A 25,000-nucleotide genomic window follows, 5' to 3' on the forward strand; every position below is an offset into this window, starting at 1 on the left:
TCGTCACCGGCACGACGATGATCGCCTTCACGCCCATGCGTGCGGCCGACAGCGCCACGCCCTGCGCATGATTGCCCGCCGACGCGGTGATCACGCCGCGACCGAGCGCTTCGGCCGGGATATGCGCCATCTTGTTGTACGCGCCGCGCAGCTTGAACGAGAACACCGGCTGGTTGTCCTCGCGCTTCAGATAGACCGGATTGCGCAGCCGTGCCGACAGGTTCGGCGCGCGTTCGAGTTCGGTCTCGCGCGCCACGTCGTAGACGCGCGCGGTCAGGGTCTTTTTCAGGTAGTCGTGGGAAGCCATGCGGGTCGCGCGGTGCGCTGTGTGAGACGGGAAAACGCCAATGATAGCGCCAACGGTGCCCGCTCTGGCCGTTCCGCGCGCGGCGGGGAAGGGTGCACGCCCCTGGCCGGCCCGTTTCGGCACCGCGGATCGACGTTTGCCGAACCGTCCGGCCGGTCAATGGGGCAGCATGCGAAACGCCGCGGGATTCGCCGCCAAATCCCCCGAACCGCCGTCACCGCCCCGATTCCCGCCGCCAACGCGTGGCGGGATGATGCGGTAGAATTCCATTTTGGAATAAGGATCGGAAGATGCACTGGCAGCCTCGGATCGCCCATTTAATGCCCGTTCCGCGCGAATCGTGCCCCGCGGCGGAGCGGCATGTCCGCCACGCGCGATCGTGTAGCTGTCTCTGAGTGCCGCGAAGCGACCGCCGTGAGTTGGCCGCCGGTCGTGTTCGCTCCCCTGGAAGCCCTAGAAGATTTCAAGCATTGCGCCCCACGCGCATTGTCGGCCGACGCCTCGTGACGAGCGCGCCAGGCCGACCTACCGAGTCGTCCAAACATGAACGCACCTCAAGTTTTCGATCCGCACGGCGCCGCCGCTGCGGTGGCCGCCGATCCCGAAGCGCGTTTGCGCGAAATTCCCTACAACTACACGTCGTTCTCCGACCGCGAAATCGTCATCCGTCTGCTCGGCAACGACGCCTGGGACGCGCTCGCCGAACTGCGCGCCGAACGCCGCACCGGCCGCTCGGCGCGCATGCTGTACGAAGTGCTCGGCGATATCTGGGTCGTGCGCCGCAATCCGTATCTGCAGGATGACCTGCTCGACAACCCGAAGCGCCGCGCGCTGCTGATCGAGGCGCTCAACCACCGTCTCGCCGAAATCGAGAAGCGCCGCCGCGCCGATCTGAGCGAACACGGCGACGAAGCCGGCGTCGATCGCGCCGCGCGCGTCGAAAAGCTGGTGCAGGCCGCGCGCCGCGCGATCGACCAATTCGCCAGCGAATTCCAGCAGACCTACGACCTGCGCCGCCGCACCACCCGCGTGCTCGGCAAGGTCACGCAGAAGGACAACATCAAGTTCGACGGTCTGTCGCGCGTCTCGCACGTGACCGACGCGACCGACTGGCGCGTCGAATACCCGTTCGTCGTGCTGACGCCGGACTCCGAGGCCGAAATCGCCGGCATGATCAAGGCCTGCTTCGAACTCGGCCTGACCGTGATTCCGCGCGGCGGCGGCACCGGCTACACGGGCGGCGCGGTGCCGCTCACGCCGTTCTCGGCCGTCATCAACACCGAAAAGCTCGAACAGCTCGGCCCGGTCGAAATGACCCAGCTGCCGGGCGTCGATCGCAAGGTCGCGACGATTTTCTCGGGCGCGGGCGTCGTCACGCGCCGCGTTACCGAGGCGGCCGAGCAGGCCGGCTTCGTGTTCGCGGTCGACCCGACCTCGCTCGACGCGTCCTGCGTCGGCGGCAACGTCGCGATGAACGCGGGCGGCAAGAAGGCGGTGCTATGGGGCACGGCGCTCGATAACCTCGCGTGGTGGCGCATGGTCGACCCGGAAGGGAACTGGCTCGAAGTCACGCGTCTCGGCCACAACATGGGCAAGATCCACGACATCGAAGTCGCGCGTTTCGAGCTCAAGTGGTTCGACGGCAACTACGCGCCGGGCGAGAAGCTGCTGCGCACCGAAGCGCTCGACATCAAGGGCCGCGTGTTCCGCAAGGAAGGCCTCGGCAAGGACGTCACCGACAAATTCCTCGCCGGTCTGCCGGGCGTGCAGAAGGAAGGCTGCGACGGGCTCATCACGTCGGCGCGCTGGGTGCTGCACAAGATGCCCGCGCATACGCGCACCGTCTGTCTCGAGTTCTTCGGCCAGGCGCGCGAGGCGATTCCGAGCATCGTCGAAATCAAGGACTACCTCTTCGAGACGTCGCGCCAGGGCGGCGCGATTCTCGCGGGTCTGGAGCATCTGGACGAGCGCTATCTGCGCGCGGTCGGCTATGCGACCAAGAGCAAGCGCAACGCGTTTCCGAAGATGGTGCTGATCGGCGACATCGTCGGTGACGAGGCGGACGCGGTCGCGCAGGCCACGTCGGAAGTCGTACGCATGGCCAACGGCAAGAGCGGCGAAGGTTTCGTCGCCGTGAGCGCCGAGGCCCGCAAGCGCTTCTGGCTCGACCGCAGCCGCACCGCCGCGATCGCGAAGCACACCAACGCGTTCAAGATCAACGAAGACGTCGTGATTCCGCTCGACCGGATGGGCGAGTACACGGACGGCATCGAGCGCATCAACATCGAGCTGTCGCTGAAGAACAAGCTGCAGCTGGTCGACGCGCTCGAAGCGTTCTTCAAGGGCGGCAAGCTGCCGCTCGGCAAGAGCGACGACGCGAACGAAATCCCGAGCGCCGAGCTGCTCGAAGACCGCGTGCAGCAGGCGCTCGATCTGCTCGCGCGCGTGCGCACGCGCTGGGAATTCGTGCGCGACAAGCTCGACTTGTCGCTGCGTGAGGCGCAGCACTATCTGGTCGGCCTCGGCTACGAATCGCTCGCCGAGAAGTTCGCCGATCGCGTCGACGCGCAACCGGACGCAACCGTATTCCACCTCGCCCAAGACCGCACGATCCGCGTGTCGTGGAAGCAGGAAATCCGCGCCGAATTGCGGCAGATTTTCAACGGCGGCGAGTTCAAGCCGATCCTCGACGAAGCCCAGGCGATCCACAAGCAGGTGCTGCGCGGCCGCGTGTTCGTTGCGCTGCACATGCACGCGGGCGACGGCAACGTGCACACGAACCTGCCGGTCAACTCCGACAACTACGAGATGCTGCAGGACGCGCACGTCGCGGTCGCGCGCATCATGAAGCTCGCGCGTTCGCTCGACGGCGTGATCTCGGGTGAGCACGGCATCGGCATCACGAAGCTCGAATTCCTGACCGACGATGAGATCGGCGAATTCCGCAAGTACAAGCAGCGCGTCGATCCGCATGGCCGCTTCAACGCGGGCAAGCTGCTCGAAGGCGCGGACCTGCGCAACGCTTACACGCCGAGCTTCGGCCTGATGGGCTACGAATCGCTGATCATGCAGCAGTCCGATATCGGCGCGATTTCCGAGTCGATCAAGGATTGTCTGCGCTGCGGCAAGTGCAAGCCGGTCTGCGCGACGCACGTGCCGCGCGCGAACCTGCTGTACAGCCCGCGCAACAAGATTCTCGCCACGTCCCTGCTGGTGGAGGCTTTCCTGTACGAAGAGCAGACGCGGCGGGGCGTGTCGATCAAGCACTGGGACGAGTTCAACGACGTCGCCGATCACTGCACCGTGTGCCACAAGTGCGTGACGCCGTGCCCGGTGAAGATCGACTTCGGCGACGTGTCGATGAACATGCGCAATCTGTTGCGCAAGATGGGCAAGAAGAAATTCAACCCGGGCAACGCCGCGGGCATGTTCTTCCTGAACGCGACGAATCCGCAGACCATCAACCTCGCGCGCACCGCGATGATGGGCGTCGGCTACAAGGCGCAACGCCTCGGCAACGAGGTGCTGAAGAAGTTCACGAAGAAGCAGACTGCGCATCCGCCCGCCACGGTCGGCAAGCCGGTGATCACGCAGCAGGTGATCCACTTCATGAACAAGAAGATGCCGGGCAACCTGCCGAAGAAGACCGCGCGTGCTTTGCTCGATATCGAGGACAACAAGATCGTCCCGATCATCCGCAACCCGAAGACGACCACCGCCGACACCGAAGCGGTGTTCTACTTCCCGGGCTGCGGCTCCGAGCGGCTGTTCTCGCAGGTAGGTCTCGCGACCCAGGCAATGCTGTGGGAGGCGGGCGTGCAGACCGTGCTGCCGCCGGGCTACCTGTGCTGCGGCTATCCGCAGCGCGGCTCGGGCCAGTACGACAAGGCCGAGCAGATCGTCACCGACAACCGCGTGCTGTTCCACCGCGTCGCCAATACGCTGAACTACCTCGATATCAAGACGGTGGTGGTGTCGTGCGGCACGTGCTACGACCAGCTCGCCGGGTATGAATTCGAAAAGATCTTCCCGGGCTGCCGGATCATCGACATCCACGAGTACCTGCTGGAAAAAGGCATCAAGCTCGATGGCGTGAACGGCGTGCGCTACATGTACCACGACCCGTGCCACTCGCCGATCAAGACGATGGACCCGGTCAAGCTCGTCAATCAGCTGATGGGTTCGGAGCAGGACGGCTACAAGATCGAGAAGAACGACCGCTGCTGCGGCGAATCGGGCACGCTCGCGGTCACGCGTCCCGACATCTCGACCCAGGTGCGTTTCCGCAAGGAAGAAGAAATCCGCAAGGGCGCGGCGAAGCTGCGCGGCATTCCGCTCGTCGCCGAAGCAGGCGCGAACGCGATCAATCCGGCCAATGCATCGGCCGGATCCGCCGGTGCGCCGAACGGTTCGGTGCTGAAGGCCGGCGACGGTCCGCAGCCGGGTAACGGCAACGCGGGTTCGACCGACGTCAAGATCCTCACGAGCTGCCCGTCGTGCCTGCAAGGGCTGTCGCGCTACAACGAAGACGCGGGTACCGAGGCGGATTACATCGTGGTCGAGATGGCACGTCACGTGCTCGGCGAAAACTGGATGGCGGACTACGTACAACGGGCGAACAATGGCGGAATCGAGCGCGTGCTGGTTTAATGGCACGACCGACGATATTTGCCGAGGACGACGATGGACTGCGTTTTTTGCCGTGAAGACGGCGGCGATGTGCTATGGCAGGACGATGCGTTGCGAGTCGTCCTCGCCGACGAACACGACTACCCGGGCTTTTGCCGGGTCATCTGGAACGCTCACGTAGCCGAGTTTTCGGATCTTTCCGCCGACGAGCGCGATCACGTGATGAAGGCCGTGTACGCGGTCGAGCGTGCGCAGCGGCGCGTGATGCAGCCGGCGAAGGTCAATCTCGCGAGCCTCGGCAACCAGGTGCCGCACGTGCACTGGCACGTGATTCCGCGTTTCTCGAACGACGCGCATTTCCCTCTGCCGATCTGGGCGCCGCGCCAGCGCACGGTGTCCGAAGCGATGCTGTCGTCGCGTCGCGCGCACGCCACGCTGCTGCGCGAAGCGGTGCGGCAGGAAATCGAACAGGCGCTGGGCTGAGCGTCGCCGAATCCGCCGCCGTGCACCGCCGGGCTCCCGTCGGTGCGCTGGGTGGCCGATCCGTCGTTATCACCCGCCGTTATCTGATGAGGCCAACATGAGCGGATTGACTCCCGAGACGCCGGTGCCGACCGGCGTGGTCGTGCATTCGAAGTCGCGTGTGCTCGAACTGCAGTACGCGAACGGCGAAGCGTACCGGCTGCCGTTCGAACTGCTGCGCGTGTATTCGCCGTCGGCGGAAGTGCAGGGCCACGGGCCCGGCCAGGAAACGCTGCAGACGGGCAAGCGCGACGTGACGATCACGATGATCGAAGGCGTCGGCAATTACGCGCTGCAGCCGACTTTCTCCGATGGACACTCCACCGGTATCTATTCGTGGGACCTGCTGTACGACATGGCCGTGCGTCAGGATGAACTCTGGCGCGCGTATCTCGCCAAACTGGCAGCGGCCGGCATCGACCGCGACACCCCGATGGTGCCCGCCGCTGCTGCGCACGGGCACTGTCACTGATACGATTCGCCCCCGAACGCCGCTCGAGCGGCGCAACATTCAAGAACACGCGAAAGGACGAGCGCGATGAGCAAAACCCACTTCGGCTTTCAATCGGTCGACGAACAGGACAAGGCGCAGAAAGTGGCGGGGGTGTTCCACTCGGTGGCCGCCAACTACGACCTGATGAACGACCTGATGTCGGGCGGATTGCACCGGGCGTGGAAGGTGTTCACGATCGCCCAGGCCAACGTGCGGCCGGGCTACAAGGTGCTCGACATCGCGGGCGGCACGGGCGATCTGTCGAAAGCGTTCGCCAAACAGGCGGGCGAGACGGGCGAGGTCTGGCATACCGACATCAATGAATCGATGCTGCGCGTCGGCCGCGACCGGCTGCTCGACAAGGGCATCATCACGCCGACGCTGCTTTGCGATGCTGAGAAGATCCCGTTCCCGGATAACTATTTCGACGTCGTGACGGTCGCTTTCGGCTTGCGCAACATGACGCATAAAGACATCGCGCTCGCCGAGATGCGTCGTGTGCTGAAACCGGCCGGGCGGCTGCTCGTGCTCGAGTTCTCGAAGGTATGGGACCCGCTGAAGAAGGTCTACGATCTGTATTCGTTCAAGGTATTGCCGTGGCTCGGCGAACGCTTCGCCAAGGACGCGGAAAGCTACCAGTACCTGGCGGAATCGATCCGCATGCATCCTGACCAGGAAACTTTGAAAACTATGATGGAACAAGCTGGTCTCGACGGCGTCAAATATTACAATTTGTCAGCTGGCGTGGTAGCGTTGCATGTGGGGATCAAATACTAGGGTCCTCTAATCCATCGATTTTTAAAGGAAAGTGCGAAATGTCCGATTCGAATTTGTTATCTACTCGTAAGGTTAAGGGGTTGCTGGCGAGAAGAATCGGACTGATCGCGATGGTCGGTCTGCTCACCGTCGGCACCCTTGCGTCTCTCGACGCCGAAGCACGCCGCATGGGCGGAGGCCGCAGCTTCGGCCGTCAATCGAACAGTCTGCAGCAGCAGCGCCAGACACCGCCGCCGTCCCAGCCGGCGCAGAACAATCAGGCCACGCAGCAGAGCGCGCAACCGGCGGCTCCCGCAACCAAGCCCACGCCGCCCGCCGCGCCGAACCGCAATCGCTGGCTTGGGCCGATCGCCGGTCTGGCGGCCGGCCTCGGCATCGCCGCGTTGTTGTCGCATTTCGGGCTCGGCGAGGCGTTCGCCGGCATGTTCGCCAACGTGATCGTCATTGCGTTGATCGCGATGGTCGTGATCTGGCTGATCCGCCGCTTCGCCGGCCGTAAGCGCGATGCGGCGCAACCGGCTTACGCGGGCACGGCGCCGTCGCTGAACACCAAAGGCACCGACTATATTCAGGAACCGCGTTACACGGCGCCGCCGACCGGCTCGTATCTCGAACCGCAAGGCAACCCGTTGACCACGCCATCGCTCGGCGCGACGCCGTCGGTGCCGGCCGGCTTCGATTCGGAAGCGTTTCTGCGTAACGCGAAGGTGTACTTCGTGCGTCTGCAGGCCGCGTGGGACGTCGGCAACATCGATGACATCCGCGAATTCACGACGCCCGAAATGTTCGCCGAAGTGCGCGTCGATCTCGCTGCGCGCGGCACGCAGCAGAACCAGACCGACGTCGTGCAGTTGAACGCCGAGCTGCTCGGCGTCGAGGAGCGCGCGACCGAATATTTCGCGAGCGTGCGCTTCTCCGGTTTGATCCGCGAGGCGCCGGGCGCGGCGGCCGAGCCGTTCGTCGAAGTCTGGAATCTGACGAAGGCGAACCGTGCCGGCGAAGGCTGGCTGCTTGCCGGCATCCAGCAGGTCGAGCAACACTGACATGCCGAGGCATCGAGTCGCGTTTGCCTCGAAAGAAGCCGGCCACGGCACAGCGATTCCTGGCTTCGCGCATCGCTTAGGCCGTTCGGCATAGCAGGCCGCGAAGCGAACGGACGTTACAATGGGAGCCCGCGCAAGCACCTCGCTCGCGCGGGTTTTTTCTTGCCACCTTCGATGACCCTCGCCGCCAAGCCCTTCGCTGCTGCTGTCAATCATCTGCTCGCCCGCGAATCGTGGGCCCGCGAGCGCCTCGCCCCGTACGCGGGCAAGACCGCACGCCTGTCATGTCCACCGGTTGTGCTCGCACTGCTCGTGCAGCCGGACGGCTATCTCGGCACGCTCGACGAAGCCGATGCGCATCAGTTCGACGTGACGATTTCGGTGCCGTCCGACGCACTGCCGGCCTTCCTGCAAGGAGGCCAGGCCGCGGTGATGAAGCACGTGAAGATCGAGGGCGACGCGGAGTTCGCGACCGTGATCGCGAAGCTCGCCGAGCATCTGCGCTGGGAACCGGAGGAAGATCTCGCGAAGCTGATCGGTGATGGGCCCGCGTGGCGCATCACGGCGCTCGTGCGGTCGGTCGGCGAGCATGTGCAACGCACCGGCCGCAACCTGCTCGACACCGCCGCCGAGTATCTGCTCGACGAGAATCCGCAGCTGGTGCGCCGCACCGCGCTCGCGGACTTCAACGTCGAGCTGGCGCGCGCGCGTGATTCGCTCGCGCGAGTCGAAAAGCGCATCGAGCGTCTCGAACAGAAGGTCGAAGCCCGTGGCGCGCAAGCGTCGGGCGGCGCCGCCACGTCGCGCGGCACGCGCTAGTCACCGGGCCCAGCCATGCGTTTTCTGCGTTTTCTCAAGATATTTTTCACGGTCATCCGCTTCGGCCTCGACGAAATGATGTTGAGCCGCATCAACGATCGGCGCGTGCGTCTGCTGCTGCGTATCACGACGCTCGGCCGCAAGTTCGATGCGCCGCCCGGCGTGCGTCTGCGGCTCGCGCTCGAAAGCCTCGGGCCGATCTTCGTCAAGTTCGGCCAGGTGCTGTCGACCCGTCGCGATCTGCTCCCGGTCGACATCGCCAACGAACTGGCGAAGCTGCAGGACCAGGTGCCGCCGTTCGATTCGGCGGTCGCGATCGCGCTAGTCGAGAAGTCGCTCGGCGCGCCGGTCGACGTGTTGTTCGACGATTTCGAGCGGGTGCCGGTCGCGAGCGCGTCGATCGCGCAAGTCCACTTCGCGACGGTGAAGGCCGGCCAGCACGCGGGCAAGGCGGTCGCGGTGAAGGTGCTGCGCCCCAACATGTTGCCGGTGATCGATTCCGACCTCGCGCTGTTGCGCGATATCGCCGTGTGGGCCGAGCGTCTGTGGGCCGACGGCAAACGCCTGAAGCCGCGCGAGGTGGTCGCCGAATTCGACAAGTACCTGCACGACGAACTCGACCTGATGCGCGAGGCCGCCAACGGTAGTCAGTTACGGCGCAACTTCCAGGGGCTCGACCTGCTGCTCGTGCCCGAGATGTACTGGGAATTCTGCACGCCCACGGTGCTCGTGATGGAGCGCATGGTCGGCGTGCCGATCAGCCAGGTCGATACCTTGCGCGCGGCGGGCGTCGACATCCCCAAGCTCGCGCGCGAGGGCGTCGAAATTTTCTTCACGCAGGTGTTTCGCGACGGCTTTTTCCACGCGGACATGCACCCCGGCAACATCCAGGTGAGCCTCGATCCCGCGCACTTCGGCCGCTATATCGCGCTCGACTTCGGCATCATCGGCGCGCTGTCGGACTTCGATAAAAACTACCTCGCGCAGAACTTCCTCGCGTTCTTCAAGCGCGACTACCATCGCGTCGCGACGCTGCATCTGGAGTCGGGCTGGGTGCCGCCGACCACGCGTGTCGAGGAGCTCGAAAGCGCGATCCGCGCGGTCTGCGAACCGTACTTCGATCGCGCGCTGAAGGACATTTCGCTCGGCCAGGTGCTGATGCGCCTGTTCTCGACGTCGCGGCGCTTTAACGTCGAGATTCAGCCGCAACTCGTGTTGCTGCAAAAGACGATGCTGAACGTGGAAGGCCTCGGCCGGTCGCTCGACCCCGAACTGGATCTCTGGAAGACCGCGAAGCCTTACCTCGAGCGCTGGATGAACGAGCAGATCGGCGTGCGCGGCTGGTACGAGCGTCTGAAGATCGAGGCGCCGCAGTGGAGCAAGACGCTGCCGCAGTTGCCGCGCCTCGTCCATAACATGCTGGCCGAACGCCATCATCCGGTTGGCGGCGCGAACGACGACGTGATCCGCCAGATCCTGCTCGAGCAGAAGCGTACCAACCGTCTGCTGCAAGGCTTGCTGCTGTTCGGCGTGGCGGTCGGTGTAGGCGCGATGCTGGCGCGGGCGTTCCTGGCTCTCGCTTACGGCGGCTGAGTGCAGGTGATCGCCCATTGGCCGGGCTGTTTCAGCGCCAGTGTCAGCCGCTGCTTGCGGTGACGACCGGGCCCAATCCTGAACGAGGCATCCGATGAGCGATCCGACCCAACCCCCCATGCCCGATTTCGAGAACCGCGATCCCAACTCGCCCGAGTTCTGGGACGAACGGTTCGAGCGCCGTTTCACGCCTTGGGACCAGGCGGGCGTGCCGTCCGCGTTTCGCGCGTTCGCCGACCGGCACCGCGACGTCGCCGTGCTGATTCCAGGCTGCGGCAGCGCGTGGGAAGCGGAATGGCTCGCGCGTCAGGGCAACCCGGTGCGCGCGATCGACTTCTCGGCCGCCGCCGTCGCGGCGGCGCGCGAGCAACTCGGCGCGCAGCACGCGTCGCTGGTCGAGCAGGCGGACTTTTTCAGCTATGCGCCGCCGTTTACGCCGGCATGGATTTATGAGCGGGCGTTTTTCTGCGCGCTGCCGCCGACGCGCCGCGCCGACTACGCGCAACGTATGGCCGAACTGCTGCCGTCCGGCGGGTTGCTCGCGGGCTTCTTTTTTATCGGCGCGACGCCGAAGGGACCGCCGTTCGGCATCGAACGCGACGAGCTCGACGCGCTGTTCACGCCACGCTTCGAGCTGATCGAAGACGAAGCGGTCGACGACTCGATCGCGGTATTCGCAGGACACGAGCGCTGGCTAACCTGGCGGCGTCGCGGCTAACGCCATCGCGCGCCGCTCTTGAGAGGTCAGGGGGACGCCCCCATCTGGCGCGGTGGCGGGCGCGTCACGCGTCCGCTTCCCGAAATCCGGGGAACGGACATCGTTTGCGGCTATAATTCAAGGCTTTGCAAGCGTTTACAAGATTTCAGTAGGGATTTGGAGTAGGAAAGGATCATGCCGATCTACGCTTATCGTTGCGGGTCATGCGGCTTTGGGAAGGACGTGCTCCAGAAGATGAGCGACCCCCAGTTGACGCAGTGCCCCGAGTGCGGAAAAGACACCTTTAGCAAGCAACTCACCGCCGCCGGCTTCCAGTTGAAGGGCTCCGGCTGGTACGTGACCGATTTCCGCGGTGGCAGCGGCGGCACGAGCGCGCCGACCACGTCGGAAGCGAAGTCCGAGCCGTCCGCGGCCGCTGCCCCGGCTGAACAGGCTGCCCCGGCCGCGCCCGCGGCCCCCGCCGCCGCGGCCGCCGCCGCGAGCCCGAGCGGTTCCGGCAGCGCCTAGTGGGACCGCCGCCCCGCGCGGGCGGCGTATCTACCGCGCATGGGCTTCGGCCCGCGCAGCTTTCTGGCGGTACACATGACGACGAAGAAATTCACGCTCAAATCGGTGTTTCTGACCGGCCTTCTGGTGCTGGTGCCTCTGGCCATCACACTGTGGGTGCTCGGTCTGATCATCGGCACGATGGACCAGACGCTGTTGCTGCTGCCTACCTCCTGGCAGCCGGAACGTGCGATCGGCTATCGCTTGCCGGGCCTCGGCGCGGTGCTGACGCTCGCGTTCATCTTCGTCGTCGGGCTGTTGACGCAGAACTTCATTGGGCAGAAGCTCGTGAAGTGGTGGGAACTGCTGGTCGCGCACATTCCGGTGGTCGGCCCGCTGTACACCAGCGTCAAGCAGGTGTCCGACACGCTGCTGTCGAGCAGCGGCAATGCGTTCCGCAAGGCGCTGCTGATCGAGTACCCGCGCCGCGGTTCCTATACGATCGCGTTTCTGACCGGCATTCCGGGCGGCGACGTGGCCAACCATCTGAAGGAAGATTACGTCAGCGTGTACGTGCCGACCACGCCGAACCCGACGTCCGGCTTCTTCCTGATGGTGCCGAAAAGCGAAGTGATCGAGCTCGACATGACGGTCGACGCTGCGCTCAAGTACATCGTCTCGATGGGCGTCGTGGCGCCGTCCGCGCCACCGCCGGCGCCGGTGCGCCGCACCACCGTCGAGCCTCCGCTGTAATGCCGGCGCGCAACGCTTCATGCAGGATCATCTGCGGCGCGCCGTTCAACCAATGCAAAACGAAAGACAAACATCATGTCGATGAGATCTGAATACTGCGGTCTGGTGACCGAAGAACTGCTGGGCCAATCCGTCTCGCTGTGCGGCTGGGTAAGCCGCCGCCGCGACCATGGCGGCGTCATCTTCATCGACCTGCGCGATCGCGAAGGGCTCGTTCAGGTCGTCTGCGATCCGGATCGCGCGGACATGTTCAAGATTGCCGAAGGCGTGCGCAACGAGTTCTGCGTGCAGGTCAAGGGCGTCGTGCGCGGCCGTCCGGAAGGCACGACCAACGCGTCGCTGAAGAGCGGCAAGATCGAAGTGCTGTGCCACGAGCTGATCGTGTTGAACGCGTCGGTCACGCCGCCGTTCCAGCTCGACGACGACAACCTGTCGGAAACCACGCGTCTCACGCACCGCGTGCTCGACCTGCGCCGTCCGCAGATGCAGCACAACCTGCGTCTGCGCTATCGCGTCGCAATCGAAGTGCGCAAGTACCTCGACGAGCAGGGCTTCATCGACATCGAAACGCCGATGCTGACGAAGAGCACGCCGGAAGGCGCGCGCGACTACCTCGTGCCGTCGCGCACGAACCCGGGCCAGTTCTTCGCGCTGCCGCAGTCGCCGCAACTGTTCAAGCAGCTGCTGATGGTCGCGAACTTCGACCGTTACTACCAGATCACCAAGTGCTTCCGCGACGAAGACCTGCGCGCCGACCGTCAGCCGGAATTCACGCAGATCGACTGCGAAACCTCGTTCCTGTCGGAACAGGAAATCCGCGATCTGTTCGAGGCGATGATCCGTCACGTGTTCAAGACGACGATCGGTGTCCAGCTCGACGAGAAATTCCCGGTGATGGAATACGCGGAAGCGATGCGCCGCTTCGGTTCGGACAAGCCGGACCTGCGCGTGAAGCTCGAATTCACCGAGCTGACCGACGCGATGCGCGACGTCGACTTCAAGGTGTTCAGCACCCCGGCCAACACGAAGGACGGCCGCGTCGCGGCGCTGCGCGTGCCGAAGGGCGGCGAGCTGTCGCGTGGCGACATCGACAGCTACACGGAATTCGTGCGCATCTACGGCGCGAAGGGCCTCGCGTGGATCAAGGTCAACGAAGCGGCGAAGGGCCGTGACGGTCTGCAAAGCCCGATCGTCAAGAACCTGCACGATGACGCGCTGAAGGCGATCATCGAGCGCACCGGCGCACAAGACGGCGACATCATCTTCTTCGCGGCGGATCGCGCGAAGGTCGTCAACGACAGCCTCGGCGCATTGCGCCTGAAGATCGGTCATTCGGAATTCGGCAAGGCCAACGGCCTCGTGGAATCCGGCTGGAAGCCGCTGTGGGTCGTCGACTTCCCGATGTTCGAATACGACGAGGAAGACAACCGCTACGTCGCTGCGCATCACCCGTTCACGAGCCCGAAGGACGAGCACCTCGAGTACCTCGAAACGGACCCGGCGCGCTGCCTCGCGAAGGCCTACGACATGGTGCTGAACGGCTGGGAAATCGGCGGCGGCTCGGTGCGTATCTACCGTGAGGAAGTGCAGAGCAAGGTGTTCCGCGCGCTGAAGATCAACGCGGAAGAAGCGCAGGCCAAGTTCGGCTTCCTGCTCGACGCGCTGCAATACGGCGCGCCGCCGCACGGCGGTATCGCGTTCGGTCTGGACCGCATCGTCACGATGATGGCCGGCGCCGACTCGATCCGCGACGTGATCGCGTTCCCGAAGACGCAACGCGCACAGGACCTGCTCACGCAGGCGCCGAGCGAAGTCGACGAGCGTCAGCTGCGCGAGCTGCACATCCGTCTGCGTTCGCCGGAACCGAAGGCGTAAAACCGTGGCCGCTTGTCGCGGCCGCAAAAAAGCCACACGAGCGAAACGAAAAGGCGCTGAGGTGTTCTCCACCTCAGCGCCTTTTTCATTTTTTGCGTTACAGTGAGGCCACCGCTTTCCCGACACTTTCGACCGTCATCCGACATGTACCGCGCGTCTGGTCGCGCCCAGTTTTGAGCCATGCCGAAACCGCCGAAAATTCCGCAGTCCGTCCTCGTCATCATTCATACGCCCGCGCTCGACGTGCTGCTGCTCGAACGCGCCGACCATGCCGCGTTCTGGCAATCGGTCACCGGTTCGAAAGACCGGCTCGACGAACCGCTCGCCGACACGGCGGTGCGTGAAGTTGGCGAGGAAACCGGCATCATGATCGGCGGCGCGCTGGTGCCGCGCAGCGCGTTGTTCGACTGGCAGTACTCGATCGACTACGAGATCTACCCGGAATTTCGTTACCGCTACGAAGCGGGCGTGCTGTACAACACCGAGCACTGGTTCAGCCTGCAGGTGCCCGAGCGTATCGACGTGTCGCTCGCGCCGCGCGAACACACCGCGTATATGTGGCTGCCGTATGAAGAGGCCGCATCGCGCTGCTTTTCGTCGTCGAATGCCGATGCGATCCTGCAGTTGCCGCGCCGCCTCGCCACGCGCACGATCGACCCCCAATCCGGCCCGCTGGCCGGGGAGCGTGGCCAGTGAGCGCAGGCGGCTCGGGCCGTCTCGCGCGTCTGCGGCACACGTTGCTCGGCCGTCGTTACTGGCAGCGCTACCGCTTCACCAGTAACAATGAGGTCGAGCTTCTGCGCTCCGGCGACGATTTCTTCGACGCGCTGATCGAGCGCATCGACGCCGCCGAGCACAGCGTCGCGCTCGAAACCTACATCTTCTGCGACGACGAAGCTGGCCAGGCGGTCAGCGAGGCATTGCTGCGCGCTGCCGCACGCGGCGTCAGAGTGCGCGTGATCACCGACGGCATCGGCACCGCACGCCTGAAAATGTTCGAGCAATGGCCGGCTGGCGGCATCGAGCATCGGATCTACAACCCGCATCTGTTCGGCCGCTTCGGCTTTTCGCGCACGCACCGCAAGCTCGCGGTGATCGACGATCGGATCGCGTATTGCGGCGGCATCAACATCGTCGACGATTACGAGAACAACGGCGAGAAGCTGCCGTACCACCGCTGGGACTTCGCGGTCGAACTGCGCGGGCCGGTGGTCGGCGACGTGCGCGACGCGATCGAGGTGCAGTGGCGGCGGATTCGCCTCGGCCATCGGCCGCTCGATTCGATCAGGCCAGATGCGTCGTCGCAGGACGCCAACTCGCTCGGCAGTCTGCGCCGGCGCCGCCGGCGCCGCAACGAAGAACTGTGGGCCGGCGGCGAGCCGTGCGTCGCGTTCGTCGCGCGCGATAACCTGATCAACCGCCGCGCGATCGAAAAGGCCTATCTGGCCGCGATCGGCCAGGCACGCCATGAAATTCTGCTGGCGAATCCGTACTTCATGCCGGGGCGCAAGCTGCGTCGCGCGCTGGTGTTCGCGGCGCGGCGCGGTGTGGTCGTGAAGCTGATCATCGGGCGCAAGGAGTTCAAGGCGCTCGATTACGCGGTGCCGTTCCTGTACCACGCGCTGCTGCGCGCGGGCGTGCAGATCGCCGAATACGAGAAGACGCTGCTGCACGGCAAGGTCGCGGTGGTCGATTCGAACTGGGGCACTGTCGGTTCGTCGAATCTCGATGCGCTCAGCCTGATGCTCAACAACGAAGCGAACGTCGTGCTCGTCAACGATCCGTCGATCGCGAAACTTCGCGACGCGATTCTCGACGCGTTCGCGGACGCGCGCCGGATCGATGAAGCGCATTACGAATCGCGGCCAGCGCGCGTGCGCGCGCTGAGCTGGATCGCGTACACGAGCTATCGCGTCGCGATGAAACTGCTGACGGTGGGCGGCTACGATTGACATCAATAGAACACGCGCGCGCTCGTCGGCAACCATCGATTCAAGGCAAACGCCTCTAAAAATCTGATTGATCTGATGGTCGAAAGCCGCAAAATTAGAGGCCGGTTAGAAACCGGTTTCTAATAAAGTCCTTGTTTCGCGGACGGCAAACACTCAATAATAGTACGGCCGTTCGATTTTCAATTCGGTCACATTAGAACGGTAGAACAGCTATGCGAAAAGGCGAACAAACCCGAGCCGCGATTCTCGACGCAGCACTCGATCTGGCAGGCCGCGACGGACTGGAAGGTCTGACGATTGGCCTGCTGGCCGAGCGCATGCAGATGAGCAAGAGCGGCGTGTTCGCGCATTTCGGGTCGCGTGAGGATCTGCAGGTGGAGGTCGTGCGCGAATATCACCGCCGTTTCGAAGACGAGGTGTTTTTCCCGAGCCTGCGCGAGCCGCGTGGTCTGCCGCGCTTGCGCGCGATGATTTCCCGATGGTTCGAGAAGCGCATTCAGGAAGTCACGACCGGATGCATCTACATCAGCGGCGCCGTCGAATACGACGATCGCGCGGACAGCCAGGTGCGCGAGCAATTGGTGTCGAGCGTGACGACATGGCGTGCGGCGCTCACACGCGCGATTTCGCAAGCGATGGAAGAAGGGCATCTGCGCGCCGATACCGACCCGGAGCTGATGCTGTTCGAACTGTATAGCGTTACGCTCGGCCTGCATCACGACGCGCGTTTCCTGCATTTGCCGGATGCGGTGCGTCTCACGTGGGCCGCGCTCGAAAAACTGATTAATTCGTATCAGAGCGAAAGCCGTTAGCGGCGTCGCCGGAACTTACCGGAAACGCGCGGCGCACAAGGTCCGTACACGGACCCGGCCAACGGCCTGGCTTTTTGTCAATCTAGGGAGAGGAAGTCATGGGACAGTACGCCGCGCCGCTGCGCGACATGCAATTCGTGTTACACGAACTGCTCAACGTCGAAGCCGAACTTCGGCACATGCCGAAGCACGCCGACCTCGACGCCGACACGATCAACGCGGTGCTCGAGGAAGCCGGCAAGTTCTGCTCCGAAGTGCTGTTCCCGCTCAACCACAGCGGCGATCAGGAAGGCTGCACGTATGCCGGCGACGGCGTCGTGACCACGCCGAAGGGCTTCAAGGAAGCCTATCAACAATACGTCGAAGCCGGCTGGCCGGCGCTTGGCTGCGACCCGGAATACGGCGGCCAGGGGTTGCCCGCGTTCGTCAACAACGCGCTCTACGAAATGCTGAACTCGGCGAATCAGGCGTGGACGATGTATCCGGGCCTGTCGCACGGCGCCTACGAATGCCTGCACGCGCACGGCACGCCGGAGCTGCAGCAGCGCTATCTGCCGAAGCTCGTCGCGGGCGTCTGGACCGGCACGATGTGTCTGACCGAGCCGCATTGCGGCACCGACCTCGGCATTCTGCGCACCAAGGCCGAGCCGAACGGCGACGGCTCGTACTCGATCAGCGGCACCAAGATCTTCATCTCGAGCGGTGAACACGATCTGGCGGAGAACATCGTTCACCTCGTGCTCGCGCGTCTGCCGGATGCGCCGAAGGGCACCAAGGGCATTTCGCTGTTCATCGTGCCGAAGTTCGTGCCGAACGAAGCGGGCGAGCCCGGCGAGCGCAATGGCGTGAAGTGCGGCTCGATCGAGCACAAGATGGGCATTCACGGCAACGCGACCTGCGTGATCAATCTCGACAACGCGAAGGGCTGGATGGTCGGCGAGCCGAACAAAGGCCTGAACGCGATGTTCGTGATGATGAACGCCGCGCGTCTCGGCGTCGGCATGCAGAGCCTTGGCCTGACCGAAGTCGCGTATCAGAATTCGCTCACGTATGCGAAAGAGCGTCTGCAGATGCGTTCGCTGACCGGACCGAAGGCGCCGGAGAAGGCCGCCGATCCGATCATCGTGCATCCGGACGTGCGTCGCATGCTGCTGACGCAGAAGGCCTACGCCGAAGCCGGCCGCGCGTTCTCGTACTGGTCGGCGCTGCAGATCGACAAGGAGCTGTCGCACGCCGACGAAGCCGAGCGCAAGGAAGCCGCCGACCTCGTCGCGCTGCTCACGCCGATCCTGAAGGCGTTCCTGTCGGACAACGCGTTCGAAGGCACCAATCACGCGATGCAGATCTACGGCGGCCACGGCTTCATCGCCGAATGGGGCATGGAGCAGTACGTGCGCGACGCGCGCATCAACATGATCTACGAAGGCACTAACGGCATCCAGTCGCTCGACCTGCTCGGCCGCAAGGTGCTGGGTGACATGGGCGCGAAGCTGAAGAAGTTCGGCAAGCTCGTCGCCGAGTTCGTCGAAGCCGAAGGCATCAAGCCGGAAATGCAGGAGTTCGTGAACCCGCTCGCCGACATCGGTGAAAAGGTGCAGAAGCTGACGATGGAAATCGGCATGAAGGCGATGCAGAACCCGGACGAAGTCGGCGCCGCGGCCGTGCCGTATCTGCGCACGGTCGGCCATCTGGTGTTCTCGTACTTCTGGGCGCGCATGGCGCGTATCGCGCTGGACAAAGAGGCATCGGGCGATCCGTTCTACAAGGCGAAGCTCGCGACCGCGCGGTTCTACTTCGCGAAGCTGCTGCCCGAAACGGCGATGACGATCCGCCAGGCGCGGGCCGGTTCGAAGCCGATGATGGACGTCGAAGAAGCGTTGTTCTAACGCTCACAGATAGAGCGGGGCGCCCGCGCGGAGCGAACCCGCGCTGCCTCGCTCCAGACCACACACCTCGCGCGAAGCATGCCTGATGCTTCGCGCCACCGCACAACTCTCCGGAGAAACGACGTGAGCAATCTGATCATTCGCAAGGTAGCCGTGCTCGGCGCCGGCGTGATGGGCGCGCAGATCGCCGCGCACCTGATCAACGCCAAGGTGCCGGTGCTGCTGTTCGATCTGCCCGCCAAGGAAGGCCCCAAAAACGGCATCGCGTTGAAGGCGATCGAGAATCTGAAGAAGCTGTCGCCGGCGCCGTTCGGCGTGAAGGACGACGCACAATACATCCAACCCGCGAACTACGACGACGACATCGAGAAGCTCGCCGAGTGCGACGTCGTGATCGAAGCGATCGCCGAACGGATGGACTGGAAACACGACCTGTACAAGAAGGTCGCGCCGCACATCGGTGCGAACGCGATTTTCGCGACCAATACGTCGGGGCTGTCGATCACCGCGTTGTCCGAAGGTTTCTCGGACGAACTGAAGGCACGCTTCTGCGGCGTGCACTTCTTCAATCCGCCGCGTTACATGCATCTGGTCGAACTGATCCCGACCGCGACGACGCGTCCGGAAATTCTCGATCAGCTCGAAACCTTCCTGACCAGCGTGGTCGGCAAAGGCGTCGTGCGCGCGAAGGACACGCCGAACTTCATCGCGAACCGCGTCGGCGTTTTCTCGATCCTCGCGGTTATCGCCGAAGCCGGGAAGTTCGGCCTGCGTTTCGACGAAGTGGACGACCTGACCGGCGCGCGCCTCGGGCGCGCGAAGTCGGCGACGTTCCGCACCGCCGACGTGGTCGGTCTCGACACGATGGCGCACGTGATCAAGACGATGCAGGACACGCTGCCGGACGATCCGTTCTTGCCGGTCTACGAAACGCCGGCTGTGCTCGCTGAACTGGTGAAGAAGGGCGCGCTCGGTCAGAAGTCCGGCGCCGGCTTCTACCGCAAGGAAGGCAAGGCGATCAAGGTGCTCGACCCGAAGACCGGCGAGTACGTCGACGGCGGCGGCAAGGCGGACGAAATCGTCGGCCGCATCCTGAAGCGTCCGGCTGCCGAGCGTCTGAAGCTGTTGCGTGAAACGCAGCATCCGCAGGCGCAGTTCCTGTGGTCGATCTTCCGCGACGTCTTTCACTACATCGCCGTGCATCTGGAGTCGATCGCCGACAACGCGCGTGACGTCGACCTCGCGATCCGCTGGGGCTTCGGCTGGAACGAAGGCCCGTTCGAAGGCTGGCAGACGGCCGGCTGGAAGCAGGTCGCCGAGTGGGTGCAGCAAGACATCGCCGAGGGCAAGGCGCTCGCCAACACGCCGCTGCCTTCGTGGGTGCTCGAAGGTGCGGTCGCCGACAAGGGCGGCGTGCACACGGCCGAAGGTTCGTGGTCGCCGGCCACGAAGACGTTCGTGCCGCGCTCGTCGCTCGACGTGTACAAGAAGCAGGTGTTCCGCGCGCCGCTCGTCGGCGAAACCGGCGCCGATCCGAAGACCTACGGCAAGACGCTGTTCGAGACCGATGCGGTGCGCGCATGGGTCGACGATCGCGCGGGCGAGGACGACGTGCTGATCGTGTCGTTCAAGAGCAAGATGAACACGATCGGACCGGCGGTGATCGAGGGTCTGACGAAGGCGATCGAACTGGCCGAGAAGGAGTACCAGGGCCTCGTCGTGTGGCAGCCCACGTCGCTGAAACTCGGCACGCCGGGCGGTCCGTTCTCGGCCGGCGCGAACCTCGAGGAAGCGATGCCCGCATTCATGATGGGCGGCGCGAAGGGCATCGGGCCGTTCGTGAAGAGTTTCCAGCAGGGCATGCTGCGCGTGAAATACGCGAACGTGCCGGTGGTTGCGGCGATTTCCGGCATCGCGCTCGGCGGTGGCTGCGAGCTCGCGTTGCATAGCGCGAAGCGCGTCGCGCACATCGAGAGCTATCTGGGTCTCGTCGAAGTCGGCGTGGGTCTGGTGCCGGCGGGCGGCGGCCTGAAGGAAGCGGCGCTGCGCGCGGCCGAAGCGGCAAGCCAGGTCGGCGCGACCAACGATCTGCTGAAGTTCGTGCAGAAGTCGTTCGAGAACGCGGCGATGGCGAAGGTGTCGTCCTCCGCACTCGATGCACGCGCAATGGGCTACCTGAAGCCGTCCGACACGATCGTCTTCAACGTGTTCGAACTGCTCGACGTCGCGAAGAAGGAAGCGCGCGCGCTCGCCGCGGCGGGCTATCGTGCGCCGCTGCGCGCGACCCAGGTGCCGGTCGCGGGCCGCTCGGCGATCTCGACGATCAAGGCGTCGCTCGTCAACATGCGCGACGGCCGCTTCATCAGCGATCACGACTTCCTGATCGCGAGCCGCATCGCGGAAGCGGTGTGCGGCGGCGACGTCGAAGCGGGCAGCCTCGTCGACGAAGAATGGCTGCTGCAACTCGAGCGTCGTGCGTTCGTCGAGCTGCTCGGCACGCAAAAGACGCAGGAACGGATCATGGGCATGCTGCAGACCGGCAAGCCGGTGCGCAACTAAGCGGGCGACTGAAGAGGAACTCGAAATGACCAAGCAATTGCAAGACGCATATATCGTCGCCGCGAGCCGCACGCCGATCGGCAAGGCGCCGCGCGGCATGTTCAGGAACACGCGCCCGGATGAGCTGCTGGTTCACGCGATCAAGTCGGCCGTCGCCCAGGTGCCCGGCCTCGACACCGGCGTCATCGAAGACGCGATCGTCGGTTGCGCGATTCCGGAAGCGGAGCAGGGCCTGAACGTCGCGCGGATCGGCGCGCTTCTCGCGGGTTTGCCGAACACGGTCGGCGGTGTCACGGTGAACCGCTTCTGCGCGTCGGGTTTGACCGCGCTCGCGATGGCCGCGGATCGCATCCGCGTCGGCGAAGCGGACGCGATGATCGCGGGTGGCTGCGAATCGATGAGCATGGTGCCGATGATGGGCAACAAGCCGTCGCTGTCGCCGCATATCTTCGATCGCAACGAAGACGTCGGCATCGCATATGGCATGGGCCTGACCGCGGAAAAAGTCGCCGAGCGCTGGAAGATCAGCCGCGAAGCGCAGGACGCGTTCTCGGTCGAATCGCACCGCCGCGCGATCGCCGCGCAGCAAGCCGGTGAATTCAACGACGAAATCGCCGCGTACACGATCACCGACCGCGTGCCTGATCTCGCGACCGGCGAAATCAGCGTGAAAACGCGCGAGGTGAAGCTCGACGAAGGTCCGCGCGCGGACACGTCGATGGAAGGCCTGGCGAAGCTGCGCGCGGTGTTCGCGAACAAGGGCTCGGTCACGGCAGGCAACAGTTCGCAGACGTCGGACGGCGCGGGCGCGTTGATCGTCGTGTCGGAGAAGATCCTCAAGCAGTTCAACCTGACGCCGCTCGCGCGCTTCGTCAGCTTCGCGGTGCGCGGCGTGCCGCCGGAAATCATGGGCATCGGCCCGAAGGAAGCGATTCCGGCCGCGCTGAAGGCTGCGGGGCTGAAGCAGGACGACCTCGACTGGATCGAGCTGAACGAGGCGTTCGCCGCGCAGTCGCTCGCGGTGATTCAGGACCTCGGCCTCGATCCATCGAAGCTCAACCCGCTCGGCGGCGCGATCGCACTGGGCCATCCGCTCGGCGCGACGGGCGCGATTCGTGCGGCGACCGTGGTGCATGGCCTGCGCCGCCGCAACTACAAGTACGGCATGGTGACGATGTGCGTCGGTACTGGCATGGGCGCGGCGGGCATCATCGAGCGTCTGTGAGCCGCTGATCGAACGGGGGCTCCTTCGGTGATCCACTAAGGACCGCGCAACGGTTCGCAGGCCGCCCGGCTTGCGAACCGTTTTTACATTCAGCAGGAGACAGGGAGATGAGCGGGATGACGACGGATGTTCTGGTCGAGCGCGCCGATGCGGTGCTGACCATCAGCTTCAACCGGCCCGGCAGGAAAAACGCGATCACGGCGGCGATGTATCAGACGATGGCCGACACGCTCGTGGAAGCGCAGGGCGACGCGTCGGTGCGCGCGATCCTGATTCGCGGCAGCGCGGGCATTTTCAGCGCGGGCAACGATCTCGAAGACTTCATGAAGACGCCGCAGGTCGGCGGCAACCCGCCGGTGATCCAGTTCCTGCGCGCGATCAGCGCGGCGGAGAAGCCGCTCGTGGCGGCGGTCGCGGGGCCGGCGGTTGGCGTCGGCACGACGCTGCTGCTGCATTGCGATCTGGTCTACGCGGCCGACACCGCGAGCTTTTCGCTGCCGTTCACGCAGCTCGGACTATGCCCGGAGGCGGCGTCGAGCCTGCTGCTGCAGCGCGTGGCCGGCTATCAGGCGGCGGCGGAAAAGCTGCTGCTCGGCGAGGCATTCGACGCGGCGGAAGCGCTCCGCATGGGCTTGGTGAATCGCGTGCTGCCGGCGGGCGAAGTCGACGCGTTCGCGGCGTCGCAGGCTGCGAAGCTGGCGGCGCTGCCGGCGTCATCGTTGCGTGTGACGAAGAGCCTGATGAAACGCGCGAGCCAACAGGAAGTGCAAACGCAGATGACCGAAGAATTCGTGCACTTCGGCAAGATGCTGCTCGCGCCCGAGGCGCGCGAGGCGTTCAAGGCGTTCTTCGAGAAGCGCAAGCCGGATTTCCGGCAGTTCGACTGAGCGACTTACGGCGCAGCCGTGCTTAGCGGCGAGTTAGCCGTGAGTCGCCGCTGCGCCGCTTCAATCGCTCAAACCTGCGGCTGCCACGTGTCGTAATCGACGTAACTGCCTTCGCGGCAGAAGCTCACGAGCCGCACGCCCGCCTCGCGTGCGATCGCAATCGCGAGCGACGACGGCGCCGAGATCGTCGCGACCATCGGCACGTCGACGCGCGCAGCCTTGCGCACCAGTTCGTAGCTCGCGCGGCTCGACAGAAACACGAAACCGTCGCGCGTATCGGCGCGATCGAGCACGAGCTGGCCGATCAGCTTGTCGAGCGCGTTGTGGCGGCCGACGTCCTCGAACGCATGGCGGATCACGCCTTGCGCATCACACCACGCGGCCGCGTGCAGGCCGCCCGTCAAACGCGTGAGCGCCTGGTGCTCGGGCAACGCGCGCGCGGCGCGCGCGATCGCATCGGGCGCGAGCCGCTGCAGAAAACCGGTGTCGGGTACGCGCTGCGGTTTCAGATCGAGCAGATCGATGCTTTCGATGCCGCACACGCCGCAGCCGGTGCGCCCGGCCAGCGCGCGGCGCTTTTCCTTCAAACCGGCGAAAGCCTGCTGCACGACCTGCAACTGCACCTCCGCATGCGGCAGTTCGCCATGCCCGTGCAGTTCGACCTCGATGTCCTGAATGTCGCTGCCACGCTCGACGATCCCCTCCGAAATCGCGAAGCCGACCGCGAACGCTTCGAGATCGCGCGGCGTGCACATCATCACCGCGTGCGAGATGCCGTTGAACACCAGCGCGACCGGCCACTCCTGGCCGACGTGATCGGTGGCGGTTTCGATCGCCGGGCCCCGATGGCGGCGCACTTCGAGTTGCACCGCGCCGGGTTGTTCGTCGCTGTCGAGGTCGTGGGGCTGGCCGTTTGGCGCCTCGGTTGCGCGTCCGTTTTCCTGTCCGTTCAAGCTGCTTCGCTCCTGTGCCATGCGCGCATTCAAGTGTCCGTCGGGCTCGCCGGATGCTTCGCGGCCGCCGCCGCACGGGCCGCCGTCGCGCGAATAAGGTTCTAAAATACCTCAAGCGACGCCCGCGCGCTGTCCGCCACCGACAAGGAGCACTGACATGGGACTCAACGAAGCACCGCTTCTGTTCGACTTCGAAGTCGCGTCTTCGGAGAATTTCACTTATATCCCGATGTCGGTGCGCTTCAATCTCGACCGTTTCGGGCTGCGCATCACGCTCGCGCAATGGCAGCAACTGCCGCTCGAAGACCGCAAGCTGCTCGCGCGTTTCCCGGTCGAAGAAGACACGCAGATCGAACCGAATTTCGATCACGCGCTGTTCGAGATGCTGCGCACGCACGCGAACATCGAACCGGAGTGGTTCACGCCGGAGGAGTCGCCAGCCTGGCGTCAAACCGACAGTGTGCCCGACGGCGTCGCACACCAGGCGGGGCTGGCCGGGCTCGCCGCGCCGAGCGTCGCGCGCTGGGCCGAGCTCGATCCATTCAAGCGCTACGTACTCGCGAAGCTGTCCCGCAAGCCCGAGGCGAACCACGATTTCGTCCCGGCGATGAAGGAATTTGGAGCGGCCGGCTAGGTGCGGCCGGCTAGGAGCGGCCGGCTAGGAGCGGCCAGCCACTGACCGGCCCGCCCGATACCCCCACCATGGCGCCC

21 protein-coding genes are annotated in these 25,000 nt (G+C 64.7%); 19 read left to right on the plus strand and 2 right to left on the minus strand.

Annotated features, from left to right (window positions below):
* Window positions 1-307, minus strand: a 307-nt coding sequence (locus GCT19_RS37250) for a pyridoxal-phosphate dependent enzyme (protein WP_152854719.1), incomplete at its 3' end; no start/stop codon positions are given.
* Window positions 308-850: 543 nt separating this feature from the next.
* Between GCT19_RS37250 and GCT19_RS37260 the strand changes: the two genes are divergently transcribed.
* The 18 genes from GCT19_RS37260 (at window position 851) to GCT19_RS37345 (ending at window position 23,336) form a co-directional block, all read left to right on the plus strand.
* Window positions 851-4,957, plus strand: coding sequence for a DUF3683 domain-containing protein (locus GCT19_RS37260; protein ID WP_152854720.1), 4,107 nt, complete (start codon window positions 851-853; stop codon window positions 4,955-4,957).
* A gap of 33 nt (window positions 4,958-4,990) precedes the next feature.
* Window positions 4,991-5,419 carry an HIT family protein gene (locus tag GCT19_RS37265; protein ID WP_013088371.1) on the plus strand — a complete coding sequence of 143 codons (429 nt, stop codon included), beginning with the start codon at window positions 4,991-4,993 and terminating at the stop codon, window positions 5,417-5,419.
* 97 nt (window positions 5,420-5,516) lie between these two features.
* On the plus strand, window positions 5,517-5,930 hold the full coding sequence (locus tag GCT19_RS37270) for a gamma-butyrobetaine hydroxylase-like domain-containing protein (RefSeq protein ID WP_013088372.1): 414 nt from the start codon (window positions 5,517-5,519) through the stop codon (window positions 5,928-5,930).
* 66 nt (window positions 5,931-5,996) lie between these two features.
* Window positions 5,997-6,728, plus strand: coding sequence for a bifunctional demethylmenaquinone methyltransferase/2-methoxy-6-polyprenyl-1,4-benzoquinol methylase UbiE (gene ubiE / locus GCT19_RS37275; RefSeq protein WP_018431952.1), 732 nt, complete (start codon window positions 5,997-5,999; stop codon window positions 6,726-6,728).
* A gap of 38 nt (window positions 6,729-6,766) precedes the next feature.
* Complete coding sequence (locus tag GCT19_RS37280; RefSeq protein ID WP_152854721.1) at window positions 6,767-7,771, plus strand: Tim44 domain-containing protein; 1,005 nt, start codon at window positions 6,767-6,769, stop codon at window positions 7,769-7,771.
* 174 nt (window positions 7,772-7,945) lie between these two features.
* Entirely contained in the window at window positions 7,946-8,590 is a 645-nt protein-coding gene (locus GCT19_RS37285) for a ubiquinone biosynthesis accessory factor UbiJ (RefSeq protein ID WP_018431950.1), read from the plus strand.
* A gap of 15 nt (window positions 8,591-8,605) precedes the next feature.
* A complete protein-coding gene (gene ubiB, locus GCT19_RS37290) occupies window positions 8,606-10,183 on the plus strand; it encodes a ubiquinone biosynthesis regulatory protein kinase UbiB (RefSeq protein WP_018431949.1) in 1,578 nt (525 codons plus the stop codon).
* A 94-nt stretch (window positions 10,184-10,277) separates the two neighbouring features.
* Window positions 10,278-10,901 (plus strand): methyltransferase domain-containing protein, encoded by a 624-nt coding sequence (locus GCT19_RS37295; protein WP_026228004.1) that lies wholly within the window; start codon window positions 10,278-10,280, stop codon window positions 10,899-10,901.
* A 174-nt stretch (window positions 10,902-11,075) separates the two neighbouring features.
* Window positions 11,076-11,408, plus strand: a complete 333-nt coding sequence (locus GCT19_RS37300) for an FmdB family zinc ribbon protein (RefSeq protein WP_018431947.1) — start codon at window positions 11,076-11,078, stop codon at window positions 11,406-11,408.
* A 75-nt stretch (window positions 11,409-11,483) separates the two neighbouring features.
* Window positions 11,484-12,140, plus strand: coding sequence for a DUF502 domain-containing protein (locus GCT19_RS37305; RefSeq protein ID WP_026228003.1), 657 nt, complete (start codon window positions 11,484-11,486; stop codon window positions 12,138-12,140).
* A gap of 75 nt (window positions 12,141-12,215) precedes the next feature.
* On the plus strand, window positions 12,216-14,015 hold the full coding sequence (gene aspS / locus GCT19_RS37310; RefSeq protein ID WP_013088380.1) for an aspartate--tRNA ligase: 1,800 nt from the start codon (window positions 12,216-12,218) through the stop codon (window positions 14,013-14,015).
* Window positions 14,016-14,195: 180 nt separating this feature from the next.
* Window positions 14,196-14,711: a dihydroneopterin triphosphate diphosphatase gene (gene nudB, locus GCT19_RS37315; protein WP_152854722.1), complete on the plus strand. Its 516-nt coding sequence runs from the start codon at window positions 14,196-14,198 to the stop codon at window positions 14,709-14,711.
* A complete protein-coding gene (clsB, locus tag GCT19_RS37320; protein WP_176137876.1) occupies window positions 14,708-15,967 on the plus strand; it encodes a cardiolipin synthase ClsB in 1,260 nt (419 codons plus the stop codon). Before nudB ends, clsB begins: the two co-directional genes overlap by 4 nt.
* Before the next feature lie 212 nt (window positions 15,968-16,179).
* Window positions 16,180-16,779, plus strand: a complete 600-nt coding sequence (locus GCT19_RS37325) for a TetR/AcrR family transcriptional regulator (RefSeq protein ID WP_013088383.1) — start codon at window positions 16,180-16,182, stop codon at window positions 16,777-16,779.
* Between the two features lie 98 nt (window positions 16,780-16,877).
* Window positions 16,878-18,665: an acyl-CoA dehydrogenase C-terminal domain-containing protein gene (locus tag GCT19_RS37330; RefSeq protein ID WP_152854723.1), complete on the plus strand. Its 1,788-nt coding sequence runs from the start codon at window positions 16,878-16,880 to the stop codon at window positions 18,663-18,665.
* A 123-nt stretch (window positions 18,666-18,788) separates the two neighbouring features.
* Window positions 18,789-21,224, plus strand: a complete 2,436-nt coding sequence (locus GCT19_RS37335; RefSeq protein ID WP_321576934.1) for a 3-hydroxyacyl-CoA dehydrogenase/enoyl-CoA hydratase family protein — start codon at window positions 18,789-18,791, stop codon at window positions 21,222-21,224.
* 25 nt (window positions 21,225-21,249) lie between these two features.
* Window positions 21,250-22,449, plus strand: coding sequence for an acetyl-CoA C-acyltransferase (locus tag GCT19_RS37340; RefSeq protein ID WP_152854725.1), 1,200 nt, complete (start codon window positions 21,250-21,252; stop codon window positions 22,447-22,449).
* 116 nt (window positions 22,450-22,565) lie between these two features.
* Entirely contained in the window at window positions 22,566-23,336 is a 771-nt protein-coding gene (locus GCT19_RS37345) for an enoyl-CoA hydratase (RefSeq protein WP_026228002.1), read from the plus strand.
* A 68-nt stretch (window positions 23,337-23,404) separates the two neighbouring features.
* On the opposite strand, the gene fdhD is transcribed toward GCT19_RS37345, so the two are convergent.
* A complete protein-coding gene (gene fdhD / locus GCT19_RS37350) occupies window positions 23,405-24,289 on the minus strand; it encodes a formate dehydrogenase accessory sulfurtransferase FdhD (protein WP_035489973.1) in 885 nt (294 codons plus the stop codon).
* A 157-nt stretch (window positions 24,290-24,446) separates the two neighbouring features.
* Here fdhD and GCT19_RS37355 point away from each other — a divergent pair, with 157 nt between their 5' ends.
* Window positions 24,447-24,923 carry a nitrate reductase associated protein gene (locus GCT19_RS37355; RefSeq protein ID WP_013088389.1) on the plus strand — a complete coding sequence of 159 codons (477 nt, stop codon included), beginning with the start codon at window positions 24,447-24,449 and terminating at the stop codon, window positions 24,921-24,923.
* The last annotated feature ends 77 nt before the right edge of the window (window positions 24,924-25,000 follow it).

Source organism: Paraburkholderia atlantica, assembly GCF_009362785.1.
GTDB lineage: Bacteria > Pseudomonadota > Gammaproteobacteria > Burkholderiales > Burkholderiaceae > Paraburkholderia > Paraburkholderia atlantica.